Genomic DNA, 14657 nt, shown 5'->3' with positions numbered 1-14657 from the left:
TCACTCAATGACGGAACGCTCTGCTCAAAAACTGCGGCTTGCGGGGGCGACTCGGAAAAATGCTTACGGGCGATCGCCAGTGCTTTGTCGAAATCCTCCGTATTCAGCCACGGCTCGGCACGCACTTTCTCCGTTGCATCGTCCTCCCACAACCGCGACGCTTCGATATCGAATGCGCTCTTCTGTTTTTGATTGCAGGCTTGAATGCCGAATCCAGTTACGGCCCATTGCCTGCCCACCCAATAAATGTCGCGATGCAGGGCCACGTACTTCATCTCCGGAAGCGGGCTGTCGCCCAGTCCAAAACGGAAGATACCGGGCAATCAGGGCTTCGCAACTGGAAGCCGAGTTTCCCAGACACATCGTAGTGGACTACCGGTCGCGCGCAATTACCTTCCGGCTGCCCATATAGGGCTGCAGCACGTCCGGCACGGCGATCGAGCCATCTTCCTGTTGGTAGTTTTCTATCACCGCGATTAGCGCCCGGCCCACCGCCGTGCCCGAACCGTTGAGCGTATGCACGAAGCGCGGCTTGCCGTCGGGTCCGCGATAGCGCGCGTCCATCCGACGTGCTTGGAAATCACCGCATACCGAGCAGCTTGAGATTTCCCTGAAAGCCCCGCCCTCGCCCTGACCCGGCATCCAGACCTCGATGTCGTAGGTTTTCTGCGCCGAAAAACCCATATCTCCCGCGCACAGCGTCATCACGCGATAATGCAGATCGAGCTGCCGCAACACTTCCTCGGCGCACGCCAGCATTCGTTCGTGCTCATCGCGGCTGGCCTCAGGAGTGGTGATCGAGACGAGTTCGACTTTCGTGAACTGATGCTGACGGATCATGCCACGGGTGTCGCGTCCGGCGGCGCCGGCTTCGGCGCGAAAGCAAGGTGTCAGCGCGGCAAAGCGCATCGGCAGTTCCTCGTCATCAAGAATTGATTCACGAACGAGGTTGGTCAGCGATACTTCGGCCGTTGGGATAAGCCCGAGACGTTCGGCTTTTAATCTTTCAAGAAGGCCGGCATTGCCTGAGGCGAGATCGCTCTCATCAGCACCGGCGAGCAATTCACCTTTCACCGTCCAGAACTGGTCGTCTTCAAATTTCGGCAGTTGGCCTGTTCCGAACATCACCTCATTGCGTACCAGCAACGGCGGATTCACTTCCGTGTAGCCATGCTCATTGCTGTGCAGATCGAGCATGAACTGTCCGATCGCGCGCTCGAGCCGGGCGAGACCTTTCTTGAGCACCACAAAACGCGCGCCGCTCAGCTTGGCCGCGGTCTCGAAGTCCATGAAGCCCAAGGCCGCGCCAAGATCGTCATGCGCCCTTGGCGTGAACGGGTATTTGTTTTTGTCGCCGAACACGTGACGTTGGACATTGCCGTGTTCGTCGATGCCCTCGGGCACGTCGTCGAGCGGCAGATTCGGAATGGCGGACAGCTTCGCGGCGAGTTCATCGTCCGCGGCCTTTGCAGCCGACTCGAGCTGCGGCATCGTGGTCTTGATTTCAGCAACCTCGGCCATCAGCGCGGCGGCGCGTGCGTCGTCCCTTGCCTTCTTCGCCTCACCGATCTCCCTTGATGCCGCATTGCGCCGTGCTTGTGCCTGCTCGGATTTGAGGATAGCCGCACGGCGCTGTTCGTCGATCGCCAACAACGCCGCGGATTGAGGCTCAAGCCCGCGACGCTGCAGGCCGCGGTCGAAGGCGTCAGCATTTTCGCGAATCCATTTGATATCGTGCATGGCCCCATTCCTGCGTCATGGCCGCATGTTACATCGGCCATCCAGCGTTGTTGCCTTAGAACAAGCCGCGGATGCCCGGGTCAAGCCCGGGCGCGACGAATGTTGAGAAGCGGCAGGAAATGATGAGTAAGGGGCGGACGGCCGCCCTACTCGGCTGGGTTGGCGGCGGGCGGCGGCGGTGCCGCTGTTGACGTGGCTGCCGCCGATGCCGTTGCAGCCGCCCTCCTCTCCACGATACGCACGGCGACGATCGAACCCTCATACAGCGCCAGCAACGGGATCGCGAGCGAGGCCTGGCTTAGAACGTCGGGCGGGGTGAGCACGGCGGCAATGATGAAGGCCACCACGATGAAATAGCGGCGTTTCTCCCGAAGCTGCCTTGAAGTGATAATGCCGACCCTGCCTAATAGCGTCAGAATGACGGGCAGCTGAAATGCCACCCCAAACGCGAAGATGAGGGACATCATCAGCGATAGATATTCGCCGACCTTTGGCAAAAGCTGAATTTGCGCAGTCTCGGCGCCAGCCGCCTGCTGCATGCCGAGCGAGAAGCGGACCAGCATGGGTAGCACTACGAAATAGACCAGCATCGATCCCAACACGAAAAAAATGGGCGTTGCGATCAGATACGGCAGGAAAGCACCGCGCTCGTGCTTGTACAGCCCGGGCGCAACGAATTTGTAGATTTGCGTGGCAACGACTGGAAACGAGATGAACGCGGCGCCAAACAAAGCAAGCTTCAACTGCGTGATAAAATATTCAAGCAGTGCCGTATAAATGAACTTTGAGTTTTCCGGACCCGCGACCCAGACGAAGGGCCACACCAGCACATTGTAGATTTGCTTGGCGAAGAAGAAACAAAAGATAAAGGCCACGCCGAAACCGAGAAGCGCCTTGATCAGCCGCGAGCGCAGCTCGATCAGATGATCCATCAGCGGGGCTTTACTGGCCTCAATATCTTCGTCGCTCATGACGCTTTAGCGTCCGTTGCAATCGCGGGCGCGCCAGATGCTGGCCGCGCTTCTTGCGGCGTCGTTCGCGAGTGGACTTCCTGTACGATCGCCAGCGGCTCCGAAGCTGCTGCACGGGCATCGGCTTCGGTGAAGGCTTCTGGAATTGGTACAGGTGTCGTCGGCGCATCGACGTTCGCCGAAGCGGAGGCCTCTGCAGCGGATGCGTCGGCTGTTGAGGCGGGGGACTTATCAACGTCCTCGATCCGCAGCGCGTTACCGACGTCCTTTTCAAGGGAGGTCATGAGATTGCCGCTAGTGAAGCCGGTCGCCGCTTCCTTGACCTCGTCAAAACTCTTCTTGAGATCCGCCATCTCGGCCTCGCGCATGGCCTCCTGAAACTGGCCCTGGAATTCCGCGGCCATCTTGCGCGCCTTACCCATCCACTGACCGACCATGCGCAGCACGCCCGGCAGCTCTTTGGGGCCGATGGCAATCAGCGCGACAACCGCGATGACGACCAGTTCACTCCACCCGATATCGAACATGCGTAATTCCGCTCACGCGAGGCGATTAGCGCCAACACTTGCCGAACAAGATTGGGCCGCCCGCGTTTCCCCCAACCGGCTTTGCCGCACGATCACGTAAGCCTGCGTGTCAGACAGCCTTGCTGCCGACGTCCGACCGGGCAGCGGTGGACGGCGTCGCGTTGTGATCAATCGATTTCACAGGCTCGGGCTTTTCCGCAGTCTTCTCGTCATCCTGCATGCCCTTCTTGAAGGCCTTGATACCTTGAGCAACGTCGCCCATGAGGTCAGAAATCTTGCCGCGACCAAACAACAGCAGGACGACTGCGATCACGACGATCCAGTGCCAAATGCTAAGCGATCCCATCCTGCAAACCCTCCGAACACGCGGCCACAGATGCGGCCCGATCTTTTGCCAAAGGTAGGCTCCGGAGGTGTCAAAAACAAGGACTTGGGCCGCGTCAAATGCGTGTTACGCGACTAAGCCTTAATGCGGAGCAAGCGCTTAATCGCCCACGCCGAGTTGAAGCGGAGCTAGCTCTCGCCCCCGCATTCGGGCTCCACGGCCGGAGCCAGCGCTAGTTCCAAGTCCCCGATCTCGAGCGGGTCCTCGTCATCCCGTAAGGCCGGATCATCCGAGGGCGTGGGAACATTGAAACCGGAAGGCAGACGCGAATCAAGTAAGCCTGTACCCTTCAGCTCTTCGAGGCCAGGTAGGTCGCTGAGCGCCTCCAGGCTGAAATGCGACAAGAAGGCTTCCGTGGTTCCGAAGGTCAGTGGCCGGCCCGGCGTCTTGCGGCGCCCGCGCGGCCTAATCCAGCCGGTCTCCAGCAACACGTCGAGCGTACCCTTTGAGGTGATCACCCCCCGGATTTCCTCGATTTCTGCGCGCGTCACCGGCTGGTGATAGGCGATGATGGCGAGCATCTCGATCGCCGCACGCGACAGCCGGCGCGTCTCGGTGCTTTCACGTGTCATCAGCCAGGACAGATCACCTGCCGTACGGAACGTCCATTTGTTGGCGACGCGGACCAGATTGACGCCGCGCGAGGCATAATCCGCCTGCAGTTGGGCTAGCGCGACCTTGACGTCGACGCCTTCGGGCATCCTCTTGGCCAGCGCGGCCTGATCAAGTGGTTCGGCCGAAGCAAACAGCAGCGCTTCGAGAAGACGCAGCTCCTCAGGCCGCGTTTGCGTACCCACGGATGGCTCCTCGGCATCGGCTATGCGTTTTTCCGCCAGGCTTGCCATGGCTTGGTCTCCTTCTTCAACTTACTCTGGCGACATATCCGACGCGGTCATCGCGTCAGATATCGACTGCGGCGGACGCTTTCGAAAATACAGCGGCGAGAACGCCTCATGCTGATGCAGTTCCATCTCACCTTCACGAACCAGTTCCAGAGCAGCGGCAAAGCTTGAGGCCAAGACGGTGGCCCTCTGGGACGGGTCAGCTACGTAACTCAGCAGATACTCGTCGAGCCTGCTCCAGTCTTGGGCCATTCCCACCAGACGCTCCAGAGACGCTCTCGCCTCGCTGAGCGACCACACTGTGCGTTTGGCCAGGTGCACGCTCGCAAGCACCCGCTGCTGGCGTTGCGCGGCATACGCTGTCAGCAGGTCGAACAGTGTCGCCGTGAATTTCGGATGACGAATCTCGGCGATGGATTCCGGATTGCCGCGTGGAAAAATATCACGCTGCAACTGAGGACGATTCATCAGCCGGTTCGATGCTTCGCGGATGGCCTCAAGCCGGCGCAGCCGGTTTGCCAGCGCGGTGGCCATTTGCTCGGCGCTCGGTCCGTCGGCCGTCGGCGGCTCCGGCAGCAGCAGGCGCGATTTCAGGAACGCTAGCCACGCCGCCATCACCAGGTAGTCTGCGGCAAGTTCGAGCCTGATCTTCCGCGCCGCCTCGATGAACTCGAGATACTGGTTGGCGAGCGCTAAAATTGAAATTTTCGCGAGATCGACCTTCTGCTGCCGCGCAAGCGCGAGCAACAGGTCGAGCGGGCCTTCGTAGCCCTCGACATCGACGACCAGCGCCGGCTCGTCGATTGCGACTTCAGCCGGTCGGCCGGTTTCAAATGATAAAATCTCCGCGCTCATGCGCCTGTAGCCGCTCCTGCTCGATTAACCAACGCATCCAGTTCTGCCCGCGCCTTTATCCGATCGAACGGCTGGGGCACCTTGCGTGCCGACAATGCCCGCCCGGCGCGCGCCAGCGCTTTGCCGGACAATTCCGGCGTCTCACGCGCAACCTCACGCATTTCCTCGAGCTTGCCGTTGCAATGCAGAACCATGTCGCAGCCGGCGGCAAGCAGGGCTTGGGTCCGCTCGGAGATCGAACCCGCCAAGGCGTTCATGGAGACATCATCGCTCATCAACAGACCCTGAAATCCGATCAGCGTTCGAATCACTTCCCGGATGATTGTCGCAGAAGTCGTCGCCGGTTGGGCGGGATCTAATGCGCTGAACACAACATGAGCGGTCATCGCCATTGGCAGGTCCGCCAGCTCGCGAAACGCGGCAAAATCGCTCGTTTCGAGCTCTTCCATGGATGTATCAACCACCGGAAGGCTGAAATGGGTATCGGCAGTCGCGCGGCCGTGGCCAGGAATGTGCTTGAGGACCGGCAAAACGCCGCCTTCCTCCAGGCCCTGTGTCACCGCCCTCGCAATGGCGGCGACCTTGGCCGGTTCGGTTCCATAGGCCCGCTCACCGATCACCGCGTCCGCGCCCCGCACCGGCACGTCCGCCAATGGCAGGCAATCGACGCTCACGCCGACGTCCTGAAGATCGTCCGCAATCAGCCGGGCGCTTAACCGGGCGGCGGCGAGTCCGGCGGCTGGGTCGATGTCATAGAGCCTCCCAAACACCGCTCCCGCTGGGTAAATGGGCCAGTTGGGCGGGCCGAGGCGTTGGACCCGGCCACCTTCCTGGTCGATCAGGACCGGAGCATCCGGCCGTCCAGCCTCCTCGCGCAACTCGTTGATTAAACGCGTGACTTGCGCGGGCGTTTCAATATTCCGCTTGAACAGGATAAAGCCCCAAGGGCATTCCGCGCGGATAAATTCACGCTCGGCGGCGTTGAGTTCCGGTCCGGAAACGCCTGTAATAAAGGCCCGCGTGTTCATAGGGCCGCTTAGCCGGACGGTACCCGGAGGGTCAAGGAAAGAGCCCTCAATTCCTTTGGATGACGCACTGCCCGCCGGCCGACTTCAGGCTGCCGCAGAATTGCGACGCCTCATCGGAAGTTCCGAATGGCCCCACCATCGCTCGGTAATAGACGCCCTTTTCGCCAAGGTCGGCCCGCTTGATCACCGGTGAATGCGATCCGAGCACCGCCGGGAACTTGCCCTGCAACGCTCTAAAGGACGCTTGCGCGTCGGCCTCATTGCGTTGAGAGGAGACCTGAACCAAATATCCGCCGCCCGACGGCGCCGCGGCCGGCAAGGTCTGGAGTGGATTGGTATCAGCCACACGGGTGCGCGGTTCGGGCGCGGGTTGATTGCCCTGCGGCACTAGCGACATCGGCGGAGTGGCGCTGGCGTTGGCCGAAAGGGGCATATTGCGCGCGGGCGCGGCTGAAGGGGCAGCTCGAGCGGTGGGGGCCTGCTTAGCGCCCGGAGGCGTTGCGCCAACGGGCATCGCGGCACCATCTGGCTGATCGCTTCGCACCGTCAGGGTTCTGACTTTTCGCGGTTCATTGTTGGCGAGCGTACCATTTCCGGAGCTTGCCAACGGCAAGGCTGCTGTCGCCACGCTCGCAACCGATGGCGGGCTGCCATTACGATTGAGCGGCGGAAACGCCGTGCGTGGCCCGATCTTGTTGTCGTTGACATCGATCGGTGCTTCTTCGCGCGGCACGATTCTTTCGGCGGTGTCACCTGAGGTCAGGCGGTCGGGCAGCTTGGCAGTCGCATCGGAGGGCGTTGGAACAACCTTGGTCGGACTGGTGTCGGCCCTGATTATTGGCGGATCGCCGACGCGTGGTGATCCGACATAGGTCCGATAAGCAAAGGCGGCCCCCGTCCCGAACACCGCGAGTCCGAGGACAACGACCACGCTCGCCATGCCACCACGACGTTTCTGGGCTCGCGGCTCGACGCCATCGTCGTAACCATCCTCATATCCGTAGTCGTCGTCCACATAGCCCCGATCGCGCGGTGATTGCTGCGCGGCGTCATCAAGGCGGCCATATAGCACATCGTCATAGCGCGACGGATTGATCTCGGATTCGTCGGCGTAGGCCGGCGTGTCGCGGTAGTCCGGTTCGGATGCTGGCCGGGCCGCCGCGTAGCGCTGCAGCGGATGCACAGCGCTCGGATAATCCTCCGTGAAATCCTGCTCCGGAATTTCCTGCCTGCTAGCGCGCTGCAGCCACGGCGGCGCGCCGGCGTGAAGGCCTGGATCAGGCTCTAACGGATGCTCGTATTGCGGAGCGGGCTGACACTGAGGGGCCGGCTGATGAGGCGCCGGCTGATATTGAGGAGAACGCTGGTATTGATCACGTGCGCCGGTGCGCGGCGAGACTTGCTGATTGGCACGACCCATGCTGCCAAACGGATCGCTCTGACCTATCAGACGGGCCAACTCGGCCAGCGGATCGCCTTCATCCCTTGCCGGCGCGCGCGGATCACCACCGCGATCGTAATCGTCGGAGGGAAAAGGTCGTTCCTGATATCGATCAGCCATCGTGATGATGCGTCCCCGGGAAACCGGTCAACCTACCCTTACCGACGAACCAGCCTAGATGCCCTCACGCACTCCCTGTGAGCAACGTCCGCTCGTGAGACTACCGCATCTCGTCCGGAGCGTGAACGCCAAGAATGGCCAAGCCCGAAGCCAAAACCGAGACCACGCCCTGCACCATAGCTAGACGCGCTCTCGTGATCTCTGCATCAGCATTGATAATGAAGCGTAAATAGGGCAAATCGCGGCCCCTCGTCCACAGGGTATGAAATTCGCTGGCAAGATCATACAGGTAAAAAGCGATTCGGTGAGGTTCGTGTGCGAGTGCCGCCGCCTCGACGGTTCTGGGATAGAGCGCGAGCCGCCGCAGCAAATCCAGTTCAGAGGGGTCAGTCAGCCTCTCAAGAGGGGCTTTTTCAAGGAAGGCCGCCCGGGCCCCCTCCTCCAATGGAAGGTCGGGAACCACCTCCCTTGCATTGCGGAACACCGAATGACCCCTGGCATGCCCGTATTGGACATAAAACACCGCATTGTCCTTCGACTGCTCGATCACCTTGGCAAGATCGAAATCCAGAACCGCGTCGTTCTTGCGGAACAACATCATGAACCGCACGGCATCGGAACCGACCTCGTCAACCACCTCGCGCAGCGTGACGAAATCGCCCGAGCGCTTTGACATCTTCACCGGCTCGCCATTGCGCAACAGCCGCACCAGTTGCACGACTTTGACATCGAGGGTGGCCTTGCCCCCGGTAACCGCTTTGACGGCTGCCTGCATACGTTTGATATAGCCTCCGTGGTCGGCGCCAAAGACGTCAATGAGATCACGGAAGCCGCGATCGAACTTGTTCTTGTGGTTGGCGATATCAGAGGCAAAGTATGTGTAGGAACCGTCCGACTTCATCAGCGGACGATCGACATCGTCGCCATACGCGGTGGCGCGGAACAGCGTCTGTACGCGGTCCTCATAGTCCTCGACTGGACCGCCCTTGGGCGGCGGGAGACGGCCTTCGTAAACATCGCCCCGCGCACGGAGGAATTCGATTGTCTCGGCGACTTTGTTGTTGCCGGATTCGATCAGCGATCGCTCAGAGATGAAAATATCGTGCCGGATCTTGAGCGCGGCGAGATCACCCTTGATCTCCTCCATCATCAGCGCGATCGCTTTGGCGCGTACAGGGGGGAGCCATGCGTCCTCGCTCATCGCAAGTAGCTTGTTGCCATATTCCGCGGCCAGAGCCTGCCCCACGGGCTTCAGGTATTCGCCGGGGTAAAGTCCGTCGGGAATTTCGCCAATGGTCTGGCCGACAGCCTCGCGATACCTGAGATAGGCGGAGCGGGCGAGCACGTCGACCTGTGCCCCGGCGTCATTGATGTAGTATTCGCGCGTCACGTCGAATCCCGAAGTCGCCAGCAAGCTGGAGAGCGCATCGCCGAACACCGCGCCACGGCAATGTCCAACATGCATCGGACCGGTCGGGTTCGCCGACACGAATTCGACATTCACCTTGGCTTCTGAGCCGATGGTGCTTTTGCCGTACGCGTCGCGCTGCCGCAGAATGGCCCGCAGCGTGTCGGTCCAGGCCCTCGGCTGCAGAGTGAGATTGATGAAACCGGGACCGGCGACCTCGACACCTGCGATAATATCGTCCGCGCGGAGTTTCGCTGCGATCAGTTCAGCGAGATCGCGTGGTTTGGTTTTGACTTGTTTCGCCAGAACCATCGCTGCATTTGTGGCCATATCGCCGTGGGCGGCGTCACGTGGCGGCTCGACCACCACCCGCGAAAAATCAACATCGGCAGACCATCCCCTTTCGGCCGCGAGCGCAGCACAAGCGCCCTGCACGCGCTCAAGCACGTCGGCGAAAAGATGCTGCGGTGAAGCTTTATCGGCCATGCGGAGTGTACCGGGATGGGACGCGCATGCGGCCCAAGGCCGCCGCCTAACGCAAATCCGGGGTCGAGTCAAAAAGCCTCTGATGTTCGATCAATGCGAAGCGATCGGTCATGCCGGCGACGAAGTTGCCAATTCGCCGAGCGTGCTCGGCTTCCGTTTCGTGCGCGCTGGATGGCAACCATTCGGCCGGCAAATCGCCTGGGGTCTTCAGATAGCGCGCAAACAGATCAAACAATATCTGCTCAGCCTCACCCATCGCCCGCATCACCCGCGGATGCCGGTACATCCTCTCCTTCAGGAAAGATTTGATCCCGGCCTCGGCCTCGGCCACCTGGGGAGGAAACGCGATCAGGACCTTGCCATGACCGCGAACGTCGGCGACAGAGCGAGGCCTCGCTGCTTCCAGACGCCGGCGTGCTTCCGCTGAAACCGCGCCGATGAGATATGAGATCAGTTCGCGCACCAGTTCAGCGCCGCGCCTGTCATTGTCCAGATCAGGGTAACGCCTGGCGATTTCAGCGATCATGTGGGCCATCAGCGGCATGACCGTGAGATCGTCGACCGTAAACAGCCCGGCGCGTAAACCGTCATCGATGTCGTGCGCATCATACGCGATGTCGTCGGCGATCGCCGCGACCTGCGCCTCAAGCGACGCAAAGCTCCATAACTCCAGGTCGTATATCTGGTTGTACTGGGATATGCCGATGGGAATGCCGCGGTCGCGATAACGCCCGGCGGCTGCCCCGTTTCGCTGCGTGAGCGGGCCGTTGTGCTTGACGATGCCCTCCAGCGTTTCCCATGTCAGGTTCAGCCCATCGAATTCGGGATAACGATGCTCCAGCGATGTCACCACGCGCAATGTCTGGGCATTGTGATCGAATCCGCCATGAGCTTGCAGGCAGGAATCAAGCGCCCGCTCGCCGGCATGCCCGAACGGCGGATGCCCGAGGTCGTGAGCCAGCGCCAGAGCCTCGGTCAAATCCTCGTCGAGCCCAAGCTGGCGAGCCAGTGCGCGCGCGATCTGTGCGACTTCGAGCGAATGAGTCAGGCGAGTTCGGTAGTGATCGCCTTCATGGAAGACGAACACTTGGGTCTTGTGCTTCAGGCGTCGAAATGCGGTGGAATGGATGACGCGGTCGCAATCCCGACGAAAGGCACTGCGGGTCTTGCTCGGCGGCTCCTGGAACAGCCGCCCCCGGCTGAGGTCGGGGTCGCAGGCATAGGGCGCGCGAGGAGCAGCCATTCCGACCGACACGGTGTATGAGTCCCCTCTAAGGGTTTGATTCCGGCGCCTGGCGCACTTAGCTATGGAGGACCGGATACCAAATAAGTTCGGTATTAGCTATCGGAGCTACGTCATGAGCGCAGGCAATGTCGTCATCAGCGAGCGGGCGGCCCGCCGCATCGGGGAAATCCTCAAGACCGAGGGTGACGGTGCGATGCTGCGCATCAGCGTCGAGGGCGGCGGTTGCTCCGGCTTTCAATACAAATTCGATATTGAGCGCGCCAAGGCTGACGATGATCTGGTGATCGCGCGCGACAGCGCGGTTGTGCTGGTCGATCCTGCCTCGGTACCGTTTTTGGCAGGATCGGAGGTCGATTTCGTCGATGACCTGATCGGCGCCTCGTTCCGGGTGGTCAATCCCAACGCGACCGCATCCTGCGGCTGCGGCACCAGTTTCTCGATCTGACCAACGCAACGCTTACTCTTTCAGCCGCGAACTCTATTCAGCCGCGACAACGTGCGGCCGCTCGATGTCGTCCAGGTCCTCTACTTGCGGTTCGAGCCGCCCCTTCAATCGCCGGTCGATGCGGTCGAGGTAGATGTAGATCACCGGCGTGATGAACAGCGTCAACAGCTGCGACACGCACAGACCGCCCACGACGGCCACACCCAATGGCTGACGCAGCTCGGCGCCAGCGCCCGCGCCGATCGCAATCGGAAGCGTGCCGAAAATCGCCGCGAACGTCGTCATCATGATCGGGCGAAAGCGCAGCAGTGCCGCCTCGCGAATGGCGTGCTCGGCACTAAGACCGACGCGACGGCGCTCCAGTGCAAAATCCACCATCATGATCGCGTTCTTCTTGACGATGCCAACCAGCATCACGATGCCGATCATCGCGATCACCGAAAGCTCCATGTTGAACATCATCAAGGTCAAGATCGCGCCGATCCCCGCCGAGGGCAGGCCGGAAATGATGGTGATCGGATGAATGAAGCTTTCATAGAGAATGCCAAGGATGACAAACGCGGCGAATACGGCCGCCAGGATGAGCACGCCCTGCCCGCGCAATGAATCCTGGAAGACTTGCGCAGTGCCGGAAAAACCGGTGGCGATGGTTGCCGGCAGGTTCGAGTTCTGCTCAATCGCGGTGATCTGGTCGACCGCATAGCCGAGCGAATAGTTCGGCGCGAGGTTGAACGAGATGGTCACCGCGGGCTGTTGGCCCTGATGGTTGATTTGCAGCGGGCCGACCGAAGGCACCAGCTTGGCCACGGCATCCAGCGGAATGGTCTGATTGCTGGTGGTTTTCACATAGAGCTTGGAAAGATCGGACGGATCGACCCGGAACTGCGGCTGCGCCTCCAGAATGATCTGGTAATCGTTTGAAGGCATGTAGATGGTGCCGACCTGGCGCGCCCCGTAGGCGTTGTAAAGCTGGTTACGGACCTGATCGACGGTCACCCCATAGACCGCCGCCTTCTCGCGATCGATGTCGACCGTCATCTGCGGGTTCTTGATGTAGAGGTCAGTCGTGACGTCGAGCAAGCCCGGTATTTTCGAGATCTTTGTGCTCATCTCCGGCGCCAGCCGGTACAGCGCTTCGGTGTCGCCGCTCTGCAACGTGTATTGATACTGGCTCTTGGACGGCCGTCCGCCGATGTTGAGGTTCTGGATGCCTTGGAAGAACGCCTGCATTCCCGGCACCTGCGTCGCCTTCTGGCGCAGGCGCGCCATCACCACGGCCGCAGGTTCTCGCTCTTTCCTTTGCTTGAGTGCGATGAACAGCCGGCCGTAGTTGGCGGTCGGGTTCGGCCCACCCGCGCCCACCGTGCTGTTGATGTATTCGACAGCGGGGTCGCGAGCTATGATGTCGGTGAGCGCCTTTTGGCGAACCGACATGGCCTCGAATGAAGTGTCGGTCGCAGCCTCGGTTACGCCGGATAGAAATCCGGTATCCTCCTGCGGAAAGAACCCCTTCGGAACGACGATATAGAGCGCGATCGTGCCGGCGAGCGTTGCCATGGTCACGGCGAGCATCATCGCCTTGCGGGCCAGTACAATATCGAGCGTCCATTCATAGGCGCGAAGCCAGGAATCGAACATCCTCTCAAAAAGCCGGAGCACGATGTTGGGCTTTCTGGTCTGGTCATGCGCCTTCAGGACACGCGCGCAAAGCATCGGCGTCAGTGTCAGCGAAACGAAGCCGGAGACGACGATCGCAACCGCGATCGTCACTGCGAATTCGCGGAACACCCGCCCGACAATCCCGCCCATTAGCAGCACGGGAATGAAAACGGCGATCAGCGAAAACGTGATCGAAATGATCGTGAAGCCGATCTCGCGTGCGCCCTTAAGGGCCGCCGCGTAGGGCCGCATCCCATGCTCGATGTGTCTGACAATATTTTCCAGCATGACGATGGCATCGTCGACGACGAAGCCGACCGAAAGCGTCAGTGCCAGCAAAGTCATGTTGTTGATGGAGAAGTCCAGCATGTACATCGCGGCAAATGTGCCGCACAGCGAGATCGGTACCGCCAGCGCCGGGATGAAGGTCGCTGAGACCGAGCGCAGGAAAAGGAAGATCACCAGGATGACCAGACCGATGGCGATCAGCAGTGTTTCCTCAACGTCTCTGACCGACTGACGGATGGAAACCGAGCGGTCCATGGTGACGTCTATTTTCACCGATGGCGGGATCTGGGCGCGGAGCATGGGCAGCTTCGCCAGTACGCCGTCAACCACGGCGACCGTGTTGGCGTCCGGCTGCTTGTAGATCGCAAGCACGATCGACCGGGCCCCATTGAACCAGGTCGCGGTCTTGTCGTTCTCGACACTGTCATAGACGCGGGCAATCTCATCGAGCCGCACCGGCGAGCCATTGCGCCAGGCGACGATCACGTGGCGGTAGTCAGCGGCCTTTTCCATCTGGCCGGAGGCCTGCAGAGCCACATCCTGTTTCGGCCCGTTCAAGGTTCCGACCGGTGTCGAGGAATTCGCCCGCGAGACGGCCGCACGCACGTCTTCGAGCGATATTCCCCGTGCTGCCGCGGCTTCCGGATCGGCCTGGACGCGGATCGCGAACTTCTGGCTACCGAAAATCACGACCTGAGCGACACCTTGAATCTGCGACAGCGCCTGTCCGATCGTGATGTCACCATATTCGTTGACCGCCGATAGTGGCAGGGTCTCGGAACTGAGCGAGATAAACAGCACCGCGAAATCCGACGGATTGACCTTTCGGAAGCTGGGCGGAATCGTCATTTCGATCGGCAATCGCCGTTGCGCGATGGTCAGCGCGGTCTGCACGTCAAGCGCGGCGGCGTCGATGTTACGGTTGAGATCGAACTGGATGACGATCGAGGTCGTGCCCTGCGACGAGGTCGAGGACATCGACGAAATACCGGCGATGGTCGAGAGCTGGCGCTCGATCGGGCCGGCGACGGAAGCCGCCATGGTATCGGCGCTCGCGCCCGGCAATGTCGCCGTTACCGCGATGGTCGGAAAATCAACTTTGGGAAGCGCTGAGACCGGCAGCAGGCGGAAGCCAAAGACACCGAACGTGATGATCGACGCAGTCAGCAGCGTCGTCATGACGGGGCGACGGATACAAAGCTCCGAAAGCGTCATC

General features: G+C 60.8%; 12 protein-coding genes and 1 pseudogene. 1 reads left to right on the top strand and 12 read right to left on the bottom strand.

Annotated features, from left to right (window positions below; translation table 11 throughout):
• The 11 genes and pseudogenes from VJV58_RS02135 to VJV58_RS02085 form a co-directional block, all read right to left on the bottom strand.
• A pseudogene (locus VJV58_RS02135) lies at window positions 1-323 on the bottom strand (hypothetical protein); the annotation flags it as partial.
• Between the two features lie 49 nt (window positions 324-372).
• The gene (gene serS, locus VJV58_RS02130) at window positions 373-1740 is read right to left on the bottom strand and encodes a serine--tRNA ligase (RefSeq protein WP_324135683.1); all 1368 of its coding nucleotides are present in this window, start codon (window positions 1738-1740) and stop codon (window positions 373-375) included.
• Between the two features lie 146 nt (window positions 1741-1886).
• A complete protein-coding gene (gene tatC / locus VJV58_RS02125) occupies window positions 1887-2711 on the bottom strand; it encodes a twin-arginine translocase subunit TatC (RefSeq protein WP_324135682.1) in 825 nt (274 codons plus the stop codon).
• Complete coding sequence (gene tatB / locus VJV58_RS02120; RefSeq protein ID WP_324135681.1) at window positions 2708-3238, bottom strand: Sec-independent protein translocase protein TatB; 531 nt, start codon at window positions 3236-3238, stop codon at window positions 2708-2710. Before tatB ends, tatC begins: the two co-directional genes overlap by 4 nt.
• Before the next feature lie 109 nt (window positions 3239-3347).
• Complete coding sequence (locus VJV58_RS02115) at window positions 3348-3584, bottom strand: twin-arginine translocase TatA/TatE family subunit (RefSeq protein ID WP_079569816.1); 237 nt, start codon at window positions 3582-3584, stop codon at window positions 3348-3350.
• A gap of 167 nt (window positions 3585-3751) precedes the next feature.
• A complete protein-coding gene (scpB, locus tag VJV58_RS02110) occupies window positions 3752-4468 on the bottom strand; it encodes an SMC-Scp complex subunit ScpB (RefSeq protein WP_324135679.1) in 717 nt (238 codons plus the stop codon).
• 21 nt (window positions 4469-4489) lie between these two features.
• Entirely contained in the window at window positions 4490-5320 is an 831-nt protein-coding gene (locus VJV58_RS02105) for a ScpA family protein (RefSeq protein WP_324135677.1), read from the bottom strand.
• Window positions 5317-6348, bottom strand: coding sequence for a beta-N-acetylhexosaminidase (gene nagZ / locus VJV58_RS02100; protein WP_324135675.1), 1032 nt, complete (start codon window positions 6346-6348; stop codon window positions 5317-5319). Before nagZ ends, VJV58_RS02105 begins: the two co-directional genes overlap by 4 nt.
• A 46-nt stretch (window positions 6349-6394) precedes the next feature.
• The gene (locus tag VJV58_RS02095; RefSeq protein WP_324135674.1) at window positions 6395-7909 is read right to left on the bottom strand and encodes an SPOR domain-containing protein; all 1515 of its coding nucleotides are present in this window, start codon (window positions 7907-7909) and stop codon (window positions 6395-6397) included.
• Between the two features lie 100 nt (window positions 7910-8009).
• Entirely contained in the window at window positions 8010-9803 is a 1794-nt protein-coding gene (gene argS / locus VJV58_RS02090) for an arginine--tRNA ligase (RefSeq protein WP_324135673.1), read from the bottom strand.
• 46 nt (window positions 9804-9849) lie between these two features.
• Window positions 9850-11046 (bottom strand): deoxyguanosinetriphosphate triphosphohydrolase, encoded by a 1197-nt coding sequence (locus VJV58_RS02085; RefSeq protein WP_324135671.1) that lies wholly within the window; start codon window positions 11044-11046, stop codon window positions 9850-9852.
• 115 nt (window positions 11047-11161) lie between these two features.
• Between VJV58_RS02085 and erpA the strand changes: the two genes are divergently transcribed.
• Window positions 11162-11494, top strand: a complete 333-nt coding sequence (gene erpA, locus VJV58_RS02080) for an iron-sulfur cluster insertion protein ErpA (protein ID WP_324135670.1) — start codon at window positions 11162-11164, stop codon at window positions 11492-11494.
• A gap of 33 nt (window positions 11495-11527) precedes the next feature.
• Here the strand turns inward: erpA and VJV58_RS02075 are convergent, their stop codons facing one another.
• Entirely contained in the window at window positions 11528-14656 is a 3129-nt protein-coding gene (locus VJV58_RS02075) for an efflux RND transporter permease subunit (RefSeq protein ID WP_324135668.1), read from the bottom strand.
• Window position 14657: the final 1 nt, after the last annotated feature.

The sequence above is a fragment of the Bradyrhizobium sp. genome (assembly GCF_035273305.1).
Lineage (GTDB): Bacteria > Pseudomonadota > Alphaproteobacteria > Rhizobiales > Xanthobacteraceae > Bradyrhizobium.
The sequence above is the reverse complement of the archived record's forward strand: the minus strand, read 5'-3'. Positions and strand labels throughout refer to the sequence as shown.